13 protein-coding genes are annotated in these 16,514 nt (G+C 61.8%); all 13 read left to right on the top strand.

Features of this window, described 5'->3' with window-relative positions; all coding sequences use genetic code 11:
- The first annotated feature begins 6 nt into the window (after positions 1-6).
- Positions 7-1,530 carry a phage tail sheath family protein gene (locus ACL9RI_RS21880; RefSeq protein ID WP_422728608.1) on the top strand — a complete coding sequence of 508 codons (1,524 nt, stop codon included), beginning with the start codon at positions 7-9 and terminating at the stop codon, positions 1,528-1,530.
- Positions 1,531-1,621: 91 nt separating this feature from the next.
- Complete coding sequence (locus ACL9RI_RS21875; RefSeq protein WP_422728607.1) at positions 1,622-2,041, top strand: phage tail protein; 420 nt, start codon at positions 1,622-1,624, stop codon at positions 2,039-2,041.
- Positions 2,042-2,047: 6 nt separating this feature from the next.
- Positions 2,048-2,515 (top strand): phage tail protein, encoded by a 468-nt coding sequence (locus tag ACL9RI_RS21870; RefSeq protein WP_422728606.1) that lies wholly within the window; start codon positions 2,048-2,050, stop codon positions 2,513-2,515.
- 25 nt (positions 2,516-2,540) lie between these two features.
- On the top strand, positions 2,541-2,705 hold the full coding sequence (locus ACL9RI_RS21865; RefSeq protein ID WP_422728605.1) for a DUF5908 family protein: 165 nt from the start codon (positions 2,541-2,543) through the stop codon (positions 2,703-2,705).
- A 2-nt stretch (positions 2,706-2,707) separates the two neighbouring features.
- Positions 2,708-3,391: a peptidoglycan-binding protein gene (locus ACL9RI_RS21860; RefSeq protein WP_422728604.1), complete on the top strand. Its 684-nt coding sequence runs from the start codon at positions 2,708-2,710 to the stop codon at positions 3,389-3,391.
- Between the two features lie 4 nt (positions 3,392-3,395).
- Positions 3,396-5,186 (top strand): type VI secretion system tip protein VgrG, encoded by a 1,791-nt coding sequence (gene vgrG, locus ACL9RI_RS21855; RefSeq protein ID WP_422728603.1) that lies wholly within the window; start codon positions 3,396-3,398, stop codon positions 5,184-5,186.
- Between the two features lie 13 nt (positions 5,187-5,199).
- Positions 5,200-5,499, top strand: coding sequence for a PAAR domain-containing protein (locus ACL9RI_RS21850; RefSeq protein WP_422728602.1), 300 nt, complete (start codon positions 5,200-5,202; stop codon positions 5,497-5,499).
- Between the two features lie 9 nt (positions 5,500-5,508).
- Positions 5,509-5,922 carry a GPW/gp25 family protein gene (locus ACL9RI_RS21845; RefSeq protein WP_422728601.1) on the top strand — a complete coding sequence of 138 codons (414 nt, stop codon included), beginning with the start codon at positions 5,509-5,511 and terminating at the stop codon, positions 5,920-5,922.
- A gap of 18 nt (positions 5,923-5,940) precedes the next feature.
- A complete protein-coding gene (locus ACL9RI_RS21840; RefSeq protein WP_422728600.1) occupies positions 5,941-9,672 on the top strand; it encodes a hypothetical protein in 3,732 nt (1,243 codons plus the stop codon).
- The gene (locus tag ACL9RI_RS21835; protein ID WP_422728599.1) at positions 9,669-10,487 is read left to right on the top strand and encodes a hypothetical protein; all 819 of its coding nucleotides are present in this window, start codon (positions 9,669-9,671) and stop codon (positions 10,485-10,487) included. Before ACL9RI_RS21840 ends, ACL9RI_RS21835 begins: the two co-directional genes overlap by 4 nt.
- Positions 10,488-10,500: 13 nt before the next feature.
- Positions 10,501-10,803, top strand: coding sequence for a hypothetical protein (locus ACL9RI_RS21830; RefSeq protein ID WP_422728598.1), 303 nt, complete (start codon positions 10,501-10,503; stop codon positions 10,801-10,803).
- The gene (locus tag ACL9RI_RS21825) at positions 10,793-13,288 is read left to right on the top strand and encodes a hypothetical protein (RefSeq protein WP_422728597.1); all 2,496 of its coding nucleotides are present in this window, start codon (positions 10,793-10,795) and stop codon (positions 13,286-13,288) included. The genes ACL9RI_RS21830 and ACL9RI_RS21825 overlap by 11 nt, the downstream gene beginning before the upstream one ends.
- Before the next feature lie 110 nt (positions 13,289-13,398).
- Positions 13,399-16,514: contractile injection system tape measure protein (locus ACL9RI_RS21820; protein WP_422728772.1), on the top strand; the 3,116-nt coding region annotated here is incomplete at its 3' end.

Genomic DNA, 16,514 nt, shown 5'->3' with positions numbered 1-16,514 from the left:
ACACATATGGCAGGCGCGTATAAAACCCCCGGTGTTTATATCGTTGAAAAAAATGCTTTTCCGAATTCTGTGGTGGAAGTGGCCACTGCGGTGCCGGCATTCATCGGTTACACCAAGATTGCCGACAACAAGGGCAGTTCGCTGACCAACAAGCCCTGGCGCATCACGTCGCTGGCGGAATTCAAGAATTACTTCGGCGGTGAACCCGAAGACGTGTTCGAGTTCGCAAAGAACGCGGATGCCACTATTCCCAACGACTTCAAGAGCGGCGCCGATGGCTACATCCTGAAACGCAAGAACAGCAAACCTGATACCGAGCGCTATTTCCTGTACCGCAGCATGCAGCTGTTCTTCCAGAACGGCGGCGGACCGTGCTATATCGTTTCCATCGGCGGCTACGCCGCTGACCCGTCCATCCAGAAGGCGGACCTGGAGCGCGGCATCGATCTGCTGCTCAAGGAGCAGGAACCGACCATGCTGGTGATACCCGATGCGATGGCGCTGAGCGAAGGCGACGCCATCGCCCTGCAGCAGGCCAGCCTGAAGCACTGCGGCTACCAGATGAAGAACCGTTTTGCCATTCTGGACGTACACGATGGTTACAAGGAGCTCAACGACAATCCGGTGAAGACCTTCCGTGACGATCTGGGCATCAATTTCCTCAACTATGGCGCTGCCTATTATCCCTGGCTGAATACCTCGATCGTCGAGACGGCCGATGTCGGCTTTGCCAACTTTGCCGACCGCGCCGCGCTGAAGCAGCTGTTGCTGGACGAACTGACCGCCGCCGGCAATGCCTCCACGGATTTGTCGGCCATCCTGGACCAGGTGGGCGACACCGGCCGTGACGTCAATCAAAAAACGTATCTGAACGACGACGAGCTGCACAAGATCCTGTTTGCCGTCAGCACAAGCTACGGCAACATATTGCTGGCGATTAAGCGCAAGCTGAACCTGCTGCCGCCAGCGGCCGCCATGGCAGGGGTGTATACCATGGTCGATAACGCGCGTGGCGTGTGGAAGGCGCCGGCCAACGTCAGCCTGGCATCGGTGATTTCACCGACCGTCAGCATTACCCACGACGATCAGGAAGACCTGAACGTCACCACCGCCGGCAAGTCGGTCAATGCGATCCGCGCCTTCGTGGGCGAGGGCACGCTGGTGTGGGGCGCACGCACGCTCGATGGCAACAGCCTGGACTGGCGCTACATCAACGTGCGCCGCACCATGATCATGATCGAGGAATCGCTGCGCCTGGCCACCAAGGCGTATGTATTCGAGCCCAACGTCAGCGGAACCTGGGTGACGATCCGCGGCATGGCCAATAACTTCCTGACCGGTATCTGGAAGCGCGGCGGCCTGGCCGGCGCGAGCCCCGAAGATGCGTTCAGCGTCAGTGTTGGCCTGGGCGAGACCATGACGGCCGACGATATTCTGGAAGGCATCTTGCGCGTGTCCATCCTGGTGGCCGTCAGCCGCCCGGCCGAATTCATCGAGATCACGTTCCAGCAGCAGATGCAGAAATCCTGAGGCAGAAGTCTTGAGCCGTGTTTTGAAACCCTAAACAGAGAGGTATGTTATGCCGGATGATGGAAAAACCCAGTCAGCGACCGTATGGCCCATGCCGAAATTCTATTTCAGCGTGAAATGGAATGGCAATGAAATGTCGTTCCAGGAGGTCTCGGGCCTGGACGTGCAATCGGAAGAAATCAAGTACCGCAGCGGCAACAGCCCGGTGTTCTCCGTGACCAAGATGCCGGGTATGAAAAAGTACGGCAATATTACGATGAAGAAGGGCGTGTTCAAGGGCGACAACAAGTTCTGGGAATGGCTGGTCCAGATCAAGCTGAACACGATCCAGCGCGTGCCGGTGATCATCAGCTTGCTTGACGAAGCAGGCAAGGACACCATGGTCTGGACCTTGACCAATGCCTGGCCGACCAAGATATCCAGCACCGACCTGAAGTCCGAAGGCAATGAGGTGGCGATCGAGTCGATCGAGATCGTCCACGAGGGCCTGACCATCGAGAACAAGGCTTAATCTGCGATGACAGGCGACTACTTCGAAACCGGCTATCCGCCGGCCGCATTCTACTTCAGCGTCAGCTTCAGCGGCGGCAGCCTGGTGGACGACACCTCGTTCAGCGAGGTGTCGGGTATCGCCACCGAAATCGAAACGGAAGCGGTCTCGGAGGGCGGCGAAAACCGCTTCATTCACCAGTTGCCCAGGCAGGTCAAGCACGGCAACCTGGAACTGAAGCGCGGTATCGCCCGGCGTACGTCGCCGCTGGTCGCCTGGTGCAAGGCGACCCTGGAAGGGGAGTTTGCCAGCCCCATCCAGCGGCGCATCATTGTCGTGAAGCTGAACGGTTCGGTAGGCGGGGTACTGCGCGCGTGGCAGTTTAACGACGCCTACCCCGTCAAGTGGAGCGTGGACGCCTTCAGCTCCACCAAGAACGAGGCGGCGATCGAGCAGATGGCGTTCGTCTACTCGTATTCCCAGCGTATCCAGTAAGTCCAGCAAGGTCGAGGAAACCGCGATGTCGATAGAAATCAGGGAACTGGTCATCAAAACCACCATCGTCGAGCGCAGCGCCGGCGATGGCGTGGATGCGCCGCCGGCACCGCTGGCGCTGAAAGAGGAGATCCTGTCGGCTTGCCGCCAGCTGGTGCTCAATTTGCTGCGTGAACGCGGAGAACGCTAGTCATGCCCGGTCAAAAAACGCTGTTGAAGATCTCTGGCTGCTCGGTCTCCAAGGCCGGCTCCATCAGCGTCGATACGTCGCGCCCGACGTTCCAGGCATTGATCAATCCTGCCGGATACGGTCACGACTTCAGTGTGCGCTATGCCAAGAACCAGGCCCTGGGCCAGGCCAACAATGAGACCAAGTTCAACGTCGGCCAGCCGGAAAAACTCACCTTGAAGGAGCTGGTGCTCGACGGCACCGGCGCCGTGGCCGGCAGTACCACGATCACGCCGGTCAAGGCGCAGGTGCAGGCGCTGCGCGACACCGTCTACACCTATGTCGGCACCAAGCACGAGGCGCCCATCGTGCAACTGGTGTGGGGCAGCCTGATTTTCTACGGCCGCGTAGAGAGCCTGAAGTTCGACTACACGCTGTTCATGCCGAACGGAGAGCCGCTGCGCGCCAAGATCTCGCTGACCTTTGTCGAATATATCAGCGTGGAGGAGATCGTCAAGGAAAGCCAGCCCAGTTCGCCCGACCTGACGCACCTGGTACTGGTGCGCGCGGGCGATACCCTGCCGCTGCTGTGTGAACGGATCTACCGCGATTCGCGCTATTACCTGGCGGTGGCGCGCATCAATGGCCTGACGGCGTTCCGCCAGCTGCAGCATGGCAGCAGCCTGCGTTTTCCACCGCTAGGGTGACCCCATGGCAGCTTCTCCCCTTAACAACAGCAGCGGTCCGTTAAGCTTCATCATCACGTGCGACGGCCGTCCCAAGTCGGACCAGACGCAGCTCATTTCCATCGAGACCAACCATAGCACCAACCGCATTCCGACAGCCATCCTGACCATCATCGATGGCGACATGCCCAATGCCGCCTTCCCGGTCAGCGACGGCGGCGATTTCAATCCGGGCGCGGTGGTCGCCATCAGCGCCGGTTACGACGGAGTGGTCCAGCCCATTTTTACCGGTATCGTGGTCAAGCATGGACTCAAGGTCGATGGCGATAACCACGCGCGGCTGGTGATCGAATGCCGCGACAAGGCGCTGGCGATGACGGTCGGGCGGCGCAATGCCAATTACGTGGAGCAGAGCGACAGCGCGATTATCTCGGCGCTGATTGCCAGGCACGGCGGCCTGACGGCGGCGGTCGATACCACCAGCGTGACCTACAAGGAGCTGGTGCAGTACTACGTCAGCGACTGGGACTACATGATGACGCGCGCCGAGGCCAGCGGCTTGCTGGTCACCGTCGATAACGGTGTGGTTAGCGTCAAGGCGCCGCAGGCCAGCGGCACGCCGGTGCTGACCGTGACCTACGGCATCGACATGATCAGCTTCCAGGCAGAGCTGGACGCGCGCTGGCAACTGGCCTCGGTGACGGGCACCAGCTGGGACCTGGCGACCCAGGCCATCGTGCAGAAGAAGGCCACGCCAGTCACGCTGGCGGCCCAGGGCGACAGCACCCCGGCCACGCTGGCGGCCGTGCTGGGGGTGGACGATTTCGGCTTGCAGACGGCGGCGCCGCTGGCCAGCGAGGCGCTGACGGCCTGGGCCAAGGCGCAGCAGACCAAGTCGGCGCTGGCGCGCATACGCGGGCGCGTGCAGTTCCAGGGCAATGCGCTGGTCAAGCCTGGCATGCTGCTGGAACTGGCGGCTGCCGGCAAACATTTCAACGGCAATGTCATCGCCAGCAATGTGATCCATCGCCTGGCCGATGGCAACTGGGTCACCGAGGTGGAATTCGGCATGCCGGCCTACTGGTTCACTGAAGAGCATCAACTGCAGGCGCCGGAGGCTGCCGGCTGGACCGCCGGCATCGCCGGCCTGCATATCGGCGTGGTGCGCAAGCTCGATGCGGACCCGGAGGGACAATACAAGATCCAGGTGGCGGTGCCGCTGATGAACGCGCAGACGGTCGGTGTGTGGGCGCGCTGCGCCAGCTTCTATGGTTCGGCTGGCTTTGGGGCCTTCATCATTCCGGAGATCGACGATGAAGTGGTGCTGGGATTCTTTAATAACGACCCCTCCTGTCCGGTGATCCTGGGCAGCCTGTACAGCAGCAAGCACGTGCCGCCCTATCCGCTGGAGGCGGCCAATCATATCAAGGCGCTGGTCACGCGCAGCAAATTGAAGATGGAATTTGACGATGACAAGAAAGTCATCACCCTGATCACGCCCGCCAACAACAAGGTGGTCATCAGCGACGACGCGCAATCGATCCTGCTGCAGGACCAGACCGGCAACAAGGTCGAGCTGAGCCCGTCCGGCATCCTGCTCGACAGCCCCAAGGACATCACCATCAGCGCCAAGGGCAAGGTCGCCATCTCGGCGCTGAAAAATGTCGAGGTGGCGGCGCAGATGGACGTGACGGTCAGCGGCCAGAACGTCAACCACAGCGCCAAGATCGGCTTTGCGGCGAAAGGCACTGCCACGGCCGAACTGTCGGCAGCAGGCCAGACCACCGTCAAGGGTGCGATGGTCATGATTAACTAACCGGAAACCCGCGATGCCGCCTGCCGCTCGTATTACCGACATGCATGTTTGTCCCATGGTCACGCCGGGCCTGCCGCCCATCCCCCATGTTGGCGGACCGATTTGCGGCCCCTGCGTGCCCAACGTGCTGATCGGCAACCTGCCTGCCGCCGTGGTGGGTGACCTGTGCGTGTGCGTCGGCCCGCCGGACGCCATCGCGAAGGGCAGCGCCACCGTGATGATAGGCGGCCGGCCAGCGGCCCGCATGGGCGATACCACGGCCCATGGCGGCAATATCGTGCTGGGCCTGCCGACCGTGATGGTTGGCGGGTAAGGGGGGCGCATGGATCGCGACACTTCCTTTCTCGGCACCGGCTGGAGCTTTCCGCCGGAATTTTCCAGGCGCGGCGCGGTGCGCCTGGTCAGTGCGGAGGAGGATATCGGCCAGAGCCTGCGTATTTTGCTGTCCACCACGCCGGGCGAACGGGTCATGCAGCCCAGCTTTGGCTGCGGCCTGAAGAGCCAGCTCTACGAAACCATCGATGAAAGCACGATCACCGTGCTGAAAGACGTGATGCGGCGCGCCATCCTGTTTTTCGAGCCGCGCGTGGCGCTCGACACCATCCTGGCCGACGCTTCGCAGGCGGTGGAAGGACGGCTCGATTTCCAGATCCATTACACCATCATCAGCACCAACACCCGCCATAACATCGTCTATCCCTACTATGTCCGGGAAGGCACGGATGTGCAACTGTAAGCCATGCGGAGCAAGGCCATGAGCGGATCACTGATCGTCAGCGACGGGCGCGACCAGTTGCATCGGCGGCCGCCGGCCCTGTGCGGCGATTATTTTCAACCCAACGAGATGTCGTTCGAGCAACTGCTCGCGCAGGCTGCCGAATACGCGCACCTGATGCGCTTCTACCAGCTGGACCTGCAGGCGGAAGGGGATTGGTACGCCTATTTCAGCGCCGACGAAACGATACTGATGGCGACCATCCTGGCAGTGGATACCGGCAAGATGCTGAACCAGTTCGAGCTTCGCCTTGAGCGCCAGCCAGTCTATGCACAGTGGTTTGCGCCCGATCTCGCGCGCCCGGTGCGCGCCAGCTATCTCGACCAGCTGGACTCTCCGCTGCTGGTGGTGCGCGCGCTGCATGTGTGGCTGGAGGCCATGCGTCCGCTGCAGGGCCATGCCGGCAAGGAAGTGCGAATGTTGCTGGAAGGTTTGCTGAACGGCATGGAGAGGGAAGTGAAAGAGTTGCTGGAAGCAACGCCGCCCGGCTTCATCGGTCCGGTGCGGCAGCTTGTTGCGCCGCGTTTCAGCCGCCTGGAAACCAGCGGGGAGCTGCCGTCGCAGCCGGTCTCGGCCAACCTGATCCGGCACAACTTCCATACGCTGACGCAGGCTGTACGCATGCTGCAGAACGGCATCCGCCATCTGTTGCCGGCCTCGTTGCTGAGCGGCGGCCATGATCCCGGCGCCAGCCTGCTGATCGGTTTCATCGCGCTGTTTCAGCAGGTGCTGAAGCGCCTGAACCGTTTTGGCGATCAACGCATCGATTTTTATTACCGGCGTGTGCTGGGCATGCAGCCGCAGCCGCAACAGCCGGACAGCGCCTTCCTGGTGATACGGCCCACCGCTGCCGCGCGCCAGATCCAGATCGAGGCCGGCGCCGAGTTCATTGGCGGCGTCGACGAGCAGCAGCACGACATCGTGTACGCCGCCGAGCGCGCCGCCACGCTGAATGATGCGCACGTGGCCGCGCTGCATACGCTGTACTTCGAGCGCTGGCCTACGCTGGGCACGGTTGGCTGCAACCATCACCGGTTCGACATGCTGCAGCTCGACAGCGACGAGCGCGAACACGAAAAGCTGCCGGCCATGCCGCTGATGGGCGCGCCCAAGCCGGGCGAGCCGCTGCAGAGCGGCTGCGCGGCTGGTTTTGGCTTCATCCTGGCCAGCAAGGTACTGCTGATGCGCGAAGGCGAGCGCGTGGTGCGCGTGCAATTCCAGTATCACCTGCCCGGCAATACCGAGCGGGAGTCGCTGGAAGACAGCCTTGAACGGGTCCGCGAAGAGGTGCGCAACGATCCGCAGCGCAGCGGGCATGAAGTCGACTCGATACGCATCGTCGACGTCTTCGTCCGCTTGTTTCGCAGCATGTTCCGCATCAGCCTGACCACCCCGGACGGCTGGTACGTGGTGGACGAGTACCGTCCTGAATATAGCGGCCTGAATTTTGCGATGCCGGAAGACTGCCTGGCGATCGAATTCGTGCTGCCGGCCAGCGCGCCGCCGATCGTGCCGTATCAGGCTGCGCTGCACGGCGGCGCCTACGACAGCGTGCTGCCGCTGCTGCGCTTTGAGATGACGCAAAATGAGTACCGTTACCCCTACGACATCCTGACCCAGTGCATCCTGCAGGATATCGCCATCAGCGTGGACGTGCGGGCGGTGCGCCAGCTGCTGCTGCATAACCAGATCGGCCAGCTCAGCGCCCTGGCGCCGTTCATGCCGTTTGGCCCCTTGCCGGCAGTCGGTTCCTATCTGGTCGTCGGCTGTGAGGAAATCCTTTATAAACAGCTGCGCGACTTGTCGCTGGACATCGAGTGGACCGGCTTGCCGACGGGCGTGGGCGGCATGGTGGGCTACTACCGGGGTTATGCGGAACCATTGAAGTGCGACGCGGTACTGGCCAGCATGGCGGCGCTGGCCGATGGCAAGTGGCTGAGGGCGGGCCGGCCTGTGCCGGTGTTCCGCTACCAGCTCAATCCCGACGGCAGCAAGAGCAAGCTGACCGACAGCGACATGCGTATCAGCTTCCGGCCGGCGGTGCGTTATCACAAACCGGCCAGTACCCTGCCGGCGGCGGACGGCCCGGCTTTCGATTACACCTCGGCCAGCACGGACGGCCTGTTCAAGCTGATGCTGGACAGTCCGGATGGCGCGCTGAAGCACCAGGAGTATCCGGCCCTGCTATCGCGCGTGCTGACGCACAATGCGCAGCAGAAAAAGCAGTTCCTGATGCGGCCGCTGCCCAATCCACCCTACACGCCGCAGATCAGCCGCATCGCGCTCAACTACCGCGCCCGCGCCAGCATCACGTTTGAATCGGGCCGCGCCGGCGTCACGCAGGCCGAGACGGACAGCTTCATCCACCTGCATCCGCTGGGCTGGCAAACCATGTTGCTCAGCGATAGCCGCATCATCCGCCAGATTCCCTGGTACCAGAGTCCGGGCCAGCTATTCATCGGTGTCGAGGGAGAACAGCTGCGCGGCACGCTGTCGCTGTACTTCTACCTGCGTGACGACTCCTTGCCGATGACGGGGATCAAGGCCACCGGGCTGGCATGGCATTACCTGTCGGGTAACCGCTGGCGCCCGCTGGCGGCGACCCGCATCCTCGAAGACTCTACCCAGGGATTCATGGTCAGCGGCATCGTGCTGTTGCAGTTGCCCGACGATATAGATACCGGCAACACCGTCATGCCGCCCGGTCAATTCTGGCTCAGCGTATCGGCTGAAGAGGGCACGGAGCGCTTCTGCAGCCTGTACTCCGTGTATGCGCAGGCGATCAAGGTCACCTGGCGCGCCGATGGCGGCGCCAAGCCGCAGGCCGTGATGCCCGCCATGCGCATCACCCGCAGCCGCCAGAATATTCCCGGTATCGACAGCATTTTCCAGATCCGCCGCTCGTTCGACGGCAAGGCGGCCGAGACGGCGCTGCAGTTCCGGGTCCGCGCCAGCGAGCGCCTGCGCCACAAGAACCGCGCCTTGACGGCGGCCGACTTCGAGCAGCTGATACTGGAGCGTTACCCGCAGGTGTACAAGGTCAAATGCTTCCCCAACCTGCAGCGCGAGGAGGCGCCCGCGCACTGGGTACGGCCGGGTCATATCCTGATCGTTGCGATTCCTTACCTGAACCGCGGCGGCCACGCCAACCAGAAACCGACCCTGAGCGGCCACCTGCTTGGCGAGATCGGGCGCTACGTGCGCCAGTACGCCTCGCCCGACGCCGTCATCCAGGTCGAGAATCCGGTCTACGAAGAGGTGCAGGTGCGCTGTAGCGTGAAGCTGCGCTCGCAGGTCAACGGCGGGCGGCTCAGCGAACAGATCAACCAGGCCCTGTGCGACTACCTGTCGCCGTGGCGGGCGGCCGGCATCAACCAGCATTTCGGCTGGACCCTGCGGCAGCACGAGGTGGTGGCCTTTCTGCTCGATCTGGGTTACGTGGAGGCCGTCAGTGCAGTGTCGCTGTTGCAGATCGTGCCGATTGACCAGCGTAGCAAGCGCCTGTTCCGGCTGCGCGACAACGCCGTGCAGACCGACCCCCGGCAGAAAAAAGATCTCCAGCCGCGCTATCCCTGGAGCATCGTCGTGCCCATGAACCAGCATTGGATCGTCTTGTGCGACCAGTTCGACGACACGGGGGGCAAGGCAATTGGCATCAATGAACTCAAGATCGGTTCCACTTTTATTATTCCCAGCAAGGATCAGCCATGACCAGACGCCGCCGCAGCATGCTCAAGGAGCAGTTCGAGAAGGGCAAGATGCCCACCCAGGAAGACTTCGCCGACTTGATCGATTCGATGCTGAGCATGCTCGACGAGGGGTTTGAAAAGACCCAGGAAGCCGGCTTCAAGATCGCCCAGTTGCGCGACGGAAAGTTGCTGAGTTTCTACCAGGATATCGGCAGTGGCACTCCCATGTGGTCGCTTGATCTGGACAAGGCCAATAGTGACCTGAGCTTCAAGGACAAGCGCGCCCATCCGGTGCTGACGCTGGCCAGCAGTGTCGATGCCGAGGGCGTGGAGCGCAGCGCGGTCGGTATCCGTCAAAGCCAGCCGCGGCATGAACTGGACGTGGCCGGTACGGTGGCGTCGCATGCCCGCGTCGGCCGCAGCGGCGAGCTGGCGGTGCCGGCCGACGGCAACTGGTACGACGTCACCGAGACGCTGACTGGCTGCCAGGCGTGGGAAGTGATGGCCGGCGTCGGCGCCAGGGACAGCGACGGGCGCTACGCCCTGATGCACGCCTTTGCGATGAATGCCTTTGGCGCCAATGGCGAGATTACCTATCACCAAAGCCACTTTGGCAACAAATGCAGCCGCATCGAATTGCGCTGGCAGCGCGCCGACGCGGCCAGGCCATTTGAATTCGTGCTGCAGATGCGCGTGGGCTGTTCCTATGGCGAGGATATCTGGATCAAATACCACATGACGCAGTTGTGGCAGGACACCCTGATGCTGGACAGCGAGGACAAGCCGTCGCGTCCACCGCACCCGCAATACGATGACAAAGGCAAGGTAAAGGGCTAAGACGATGTGCGACATGCAACAAGGTATTACCCTGCAGTTGACGCAGGCACAGGGCGAGCTGATCCTGGAAGGGCTGGCGCAGCGGCCGTTCCGGCAGGTGTATGCGCTGATCGTCCAGCTGCTCAGGCAGGCAGGTAGCGCCGAGGTGCAGTGCGTGCGCTTCGTGCTGACGCACGTGCAGCTGCGGCTGGTGCTGGAGGTGCTGAGCGAGATGCCGTACAACCGTGTCCAGCGCCTGCTGCATGCCATGCATGCCCAACTGCAGGCCGCGCTGCAGCCGTCGCCGGCGCTGGAGGCAAGCCTGAGTGGCGACTGAGGATCACATTCCGCGTTTGTCTGGCGATCCTGACGGCCTCGATTTCGATGGCATCAGGAGCAAGGGCATCGCCATGCTGCAGGATTTGTCGTCCGCGCAATGGACCGACTACAACTTGCATGATCCGGGCGTCACGCTGCTCGAGATGCTCAGTTACGGCTTGACCGACCTGGTGTACCGCACCGACTTCGATGTGGCCGACATGCTCACCAATCCGTCGGGCAACATCGACTTTGATGAGCAGGCCTTGTTTCGCCCGCAAGACATCTTGCCCAGCGCGCCGGTCACGGATATCGACTTTTGCAAGCTGATTTACAACCGGCTGCCCGAGGTTGACGATGTCTGGCTACGAACGGCGCAGCACCCCGATGCGGTGCCCGGCCTGTTTACCGTGTATATCAAGCGCTCCGAATCGCTCTCGGGCGCGGCGCTGACGGACCAGGCTTTGCGGCGCAAGGTATTCGACCTGCTGGCCGCCCACCGCAACCTGTGCCGCGACATCGGCCAGGTCTGCATCGTCAGTACCGAGCGCTATACCCTGGGTGGCGAGATTGAAATCGACGGCAGCCGTCCAGCGGCGGAGATTTATGCCGAAATCTATTTCCGCTGCGCCAAACTGGTGTCTTCCGGCGGACAGATCATCCGCTACGAGGAGGCGCTGGCGCAAGGCATGAGCTGGGAGCAGATGCTCGAAGGCACGCGCACCGACCATGGCTATATCGCCGATGCGCATTTCACCGAAGCAAACTATGAGATCGACGTCATCCGGCTCATTACGCGGGTGCGCCATATCCGCGGTGTCAAGCGGGTCAACCAGCTGTATCTGCGCGATGCGCAGGGACGGCACCTGGACGCGCGCAAGACTGACGCAGGCCAGGTCTGTCCGGTGCTGGGTTTTCCCCGTGATCCGGCCGATACGCAATCGCTGCGCCTGACGCATGGCGAGAGCATAGGCCAGTATGCCGACGAGGTGCGGGATGATACGCCGCAGATGGCGGGGCGGCAGGCGCTGCAATTCCACGAACAGGTGACCCTGTACCTGCGCAAGCTGGAATTCGAATATGACGCTTTCCGCAGCAGCGATGGCCAGCTGGACCGGCTGCTGGTGTTGCCGAGCGGCAGTTACCGGGATCTGGCCGAATACTCTTCGGTGGGGGAGCATACGCCTGCCATTTACGGCATCAATCACTATGGCGTACCAAAGTCCGAGCCGCCCGAGGTGCACGCGCGGGCCCGCCAGCTGAAAGCCTATCTGTACCCGTTCGAGCAGATCATGGCCAACTACCTGGCGTCGCTGCAGGGGATGCGCAGCCTGTATTCGACCAATGCGGCGCTGGACCGGACTTATTTTGCGCAATTTCTCGGCAATAGCGAGATTCCCAATGTGGACATCCTGTATTGCGAAGGCGTGACGGCGAGCCGGATCGATGAAGTGCTTTCGGAGCAGGATTTGTTTACCGGCCGGCGCAATCGCGTACTCGATAGCTTGCTGGCTGTGTATGGCGAAGTCTTTCCGGATGACGCATTGCGGCGCCATGATCCGTACCACGTCGAACACTTCGAGTGGCACCTGATCGATTGCAAGATCGGCCTGCTGCAGCAGCTGTGCGAACTCGGTGGCCAGCGGGGCCAGGCCATGAATACCCAGGCGCCGTATGGCGATGGAAATAATTACGCGGCCATCCAGCGCCGGGTGCAATGGCTGGCAGGCATGAGCGGCCAGATCGTCGGGCGCCCCCTGGCCTATGGCGTGAACGACGGCAAGGTGCGTTTTCTCAGCGATCAGCGCTATCGGGACGGGCTGGCAAAGCAGGCCGGGTATCCGCTGGACGTACCCCATGAGGAGAGCCGCGCCTTGCCATGGACCGGCGGACCGGCCACGGGCGGCAGCTTCGCCCTGCCGCAGGAGGCGGTCAGCGCATCGTTATTGCTGGCGGGAATACACCGGGAAAATTATCGCGTGCTGCTGGCGGAAGAAGGCCAGGGCTGGCTGTGCCTGTACCTGGACGACGCGCATTGCTGGCCGCTGGCGCTGCTGCCGCTGGCGGATCTGGAAGACGCCGCCGCACAGTTGCGCAGCCGCTTGATTGAAATCAATCGTTCTTATGAAGGCTTTCATGTGCTGGAGCACATATTGCTGCGGCCACGCGGCGAGCAGCCCCGGCCCAACGTAGCCAGGGAGTTTTATGGGCACCGGGTCAGCATCATGCTGCCGGCGTTTACGGCACGTTTCAGTATCCCGGAATGCCGCGCCTGGCTGGAACAACTGATCGCGCAACATCTGCCAGCCCATATCCTGCCCGACTTTTACTGGCTGGACTATGCTTTTCTGGCGCAGTTCGAACGGCGTTACCAGGCTTGGCTGACATTGCTGAACGCGCTGGAAGACGGTGGTGATGTGGATGGCCTGGATGCGGCGGCGGAGCAATTGATCGAACTGCTGGGCAAGTTTGCCCCGTATCAGAGCCAGCGGTACTGGGTATGAGCATGCGCGCGCCCAATCTGATCCACTGCCTGACGCTCGACGTGGTATTTGACGGCAGTTCTGAAGACAGCCTGGCCCGTGCGGACTGGCTGCGTGCTGCCTTGTTGCCCGTGATCGATGAAGTGCTGGGATTGCAGGTGCAAGGGAGCAGGGTGCGCCGTATTGCAACGCTGGAGATCGATCTGGGCAGCGTGTCGCGGGAACAGGCGCCAGCGGAACTGGCGCGACGCCTGTTTGCCCAGTTATCGGCGGCGCTCGGCTGGTCGCCAGAACAGGCCAGCGCCGCCAGCGTCGTCGACGAGCGCGAGCGGACGGCGGGCGAACATTTGCTTGATTTCCTGCGCACTGGCCAGCTGGCGTGGTCCGTGGCGGGGGACTTGCACCAGGCGCATCGACAGCTGTTGCGGCAGGTGCTGGCGTCATCGCAGGCTGAACAGGTACTACGCACAGTACTTGGCGAGGCGCGCATGCTGACGCGGCTGATACGCCAGTTCGATGCCGGCCAATTGCTGGAGGTGGCAAGGGTGTTGTGCCTGTCCCGGCCTGACCGGCATGCGCTATTCGCCCAGGCGGAGCGGGAATTGCGCGCGCGGCCAGCCACCGAACATCGCTGGCGCCAGTTGTTGCTGCAATCGGGCACCGCACAGCATGGCGAGCTGGCCGCGCTTGCAGGCGCCATCCATGGCGTTGGGCATGCTGATCTGGCGCAAGCGTCAAGGCCCGATGCCGCAACGCCTATCGCCGCAGCCGCACGCAATACAGCCAGCACGGCCCCGCTATTGCCAGGCCATGCTGGTCTGCAGAACGATTCCGCCGAGTTACTGGAATTCGCCATGCCGCCATCACAAACTGGCGGCGGCGATAATGCGATCTCTGACGTTGCGCTAGCGCAGCAAAATCCATTGGGTGGTGCACGGGACCGCAGCAAAGCCCGGTTGCCGGCTGACATAGCCACCTCCCGGACCTCCGCCACTGCCCAGGTCGGGCCAGGCGCGACGCTGGCGCTGGCAATCGAGCAGGGCGACGTTGCCGAGCTGCAGCGGATGTGGCCAGAGATTGTGACTACCCAACGGGCGCAATTCCTGCAAGCGTGGCAGCAATTGCCGCAAGATACTCAGCGCCGCCATCTGGCTGATTTTTCCAGGCAGTTCAGTCCTGTTCAGCAGGCTGAGCTGGCGCAGATGCTGGCATCTTTCATGCCAGCATCACCAGTTTCCGGCGATGCCGTGCTGGCGCCGATGGCAGATCGCGGCCAGGCTCTGGCATCGGCCGATACTGATTCGACCCCGCCAAGCGAGACGCTGGCGCTGGCGATCCTGCAGGGTAACGTGGCCGAGCTACAGCGGATGTGGCCAGAGATTGTTGGCGGCCCACGGGAACACTTCCTGCAAGTGTGGCAACAATTGCCGCTGGATAGCCAGCGCCGCCATCTGGCTGCCTTTTCCAGACAGTTCAGCCCTGCTCAGCAGGCTGAGCTGGCGCAGATGCTGGAATCTTTCATGCCTGCATCACCAGTTGCCGGCGATGCCGTGCTGGCGGACGGCGTCAAAGTTGAGATGCCAGCCGCCACCGATATCTACCAAACAGCAATTACGGCCTCGATCCCGCCAAGCGAAGCGCTGGCGCTGGCAATTCAACAGGGCGACGTTGCCGAGCTGCAGCGGATGTGGCCAGAGATTGTCACCACCCAGCGCGAGCAATTCCTGCAAGTGTGGCAGCAATTGCCGCTGGATACCCAACGCCGCCACCTGGCCGCCTTTTCCAGACAGTTCAGTCCTGCTCAGCAGGCCGATCTGGCGCAGATACTGAAATTGTCCGTCCCTGTCTTATCAGCTGCCGGTGATGTGGCGCTGGCAGACGGCGCCAAGACTTCGACACCAGCCGATACCAATATCTACCAATCAGCAATCACAGCCTCGATCCCGCCAAGCGAAGTGTTGGCGCTGGCAATTGATCAGGGCGACGTTGCGCAATTACAGCGGCTGTGGCCAGAGATTGTGACTACCCAACGGGCGCCATTCCTGCAAGTGTGGCAGCAGTTACCGCTGGATATCCAGCGCCGTCATCTGGCTGATTTTTCCAGGCAATTCAGTCCAACTCAGCAGGCTGAGCTGGCGCAGATGCTGGCATCGTCCATGCCTGCGTCGCCGGCTGTGGGCGATGCTGTGCTGCCAGACGGCGCCAAAGTTCAGGTGCGAACCGATACTGATATTTATCAAACAACAATTGCGGCCTCAATCCCGCCAAACGAAGCGCTGGCGCTGGCAATTCAACAGGGCGACGTCGCCGAACTGCAGCGGATGTGGCCAGAGATTGTTGGCGGCCCGCGGGAACACTTTTTGCAAGTGTGGCAACAATTGCCGCTGGATAGCCAGCGCCGCTATCTCGCTAATTTCTCCAGGCAGTTCAGTCCTGTCCAGCAGGCTGAGCTGGCGCAGATGCTGGCATCTTCCATTCCTGTCTCGTCAGCTATCGGTGATGCAATGCTGGCAGACGGCGCCAAAGTTCAGGCGCCAGCCGCCACCGACATCTACCAAACAACAATTACAGCCTTGATCCCTCCAAGCGAAGCGCTGGCGCTGACAATTAAGCAGGGCGACGTCGCCGAACTGCAACGGATGTGGCCAGAGATTGTCACCATCCAGCGGGTACAATTCCTGCAAGTGTGGCAGCAGTTACCACTGGATACCCAGCGCCGTCATCTGGCTCATTTTTCCAGGCAATTCAGTCCCGCCCAACAGGCTGAGCTGGCGCAGATGCTGGCGTCGTTCATGCCAGCATCACCAGTTGCAGGCGATGTTGTGCTGGCAGACGGCGCCAAAGCTCAGGTACCAGCCGACACGGGCATGCTTGCAGCAGCAGTCACGATAGATTCCCAGCCAGGCGAAGTGCTGGCGCTGGCAATTCAACAGGGCGATGTTGCTGAATTACAGCGGATGTGGCCAGAGATTGTCACCACCCGGCGCGAGCAATTCCTGCAAGTGTGGCAGCAATTGCCGCTGGATACCCAGCGCCGTCATCTGGCTGATTTTTCCAGGCAATTCAATCCAGTCCAGCAGGCTGAGCTGGCTCAAATGCTGGAATTTTCCATGCCTGCGTCACCGGGTATGGGCGATGCCGTGCTGGCAGGCGGCGCCAAAGTTCAGGCACCAGCCGCCACTGATATCTATCAAACAGCAATCCTGGCCTTGATCCCGCCAAGCGAAGCGCTGGCGCTGGCAATTCA

It is taken from the genome of Janthinobacterium sp. Mn2066, from assembly GCF_049319705.1.
Classification (GTDB): domain Bacteria; phylum Pseudomonadota; class Gammaproteobacteria; order Burkholderiales; family Burkholderiaceae_D; genus Janthinobacterium.
This window is presented reverse-complemented; position numbering and strand designations above follow the sequence as displayed.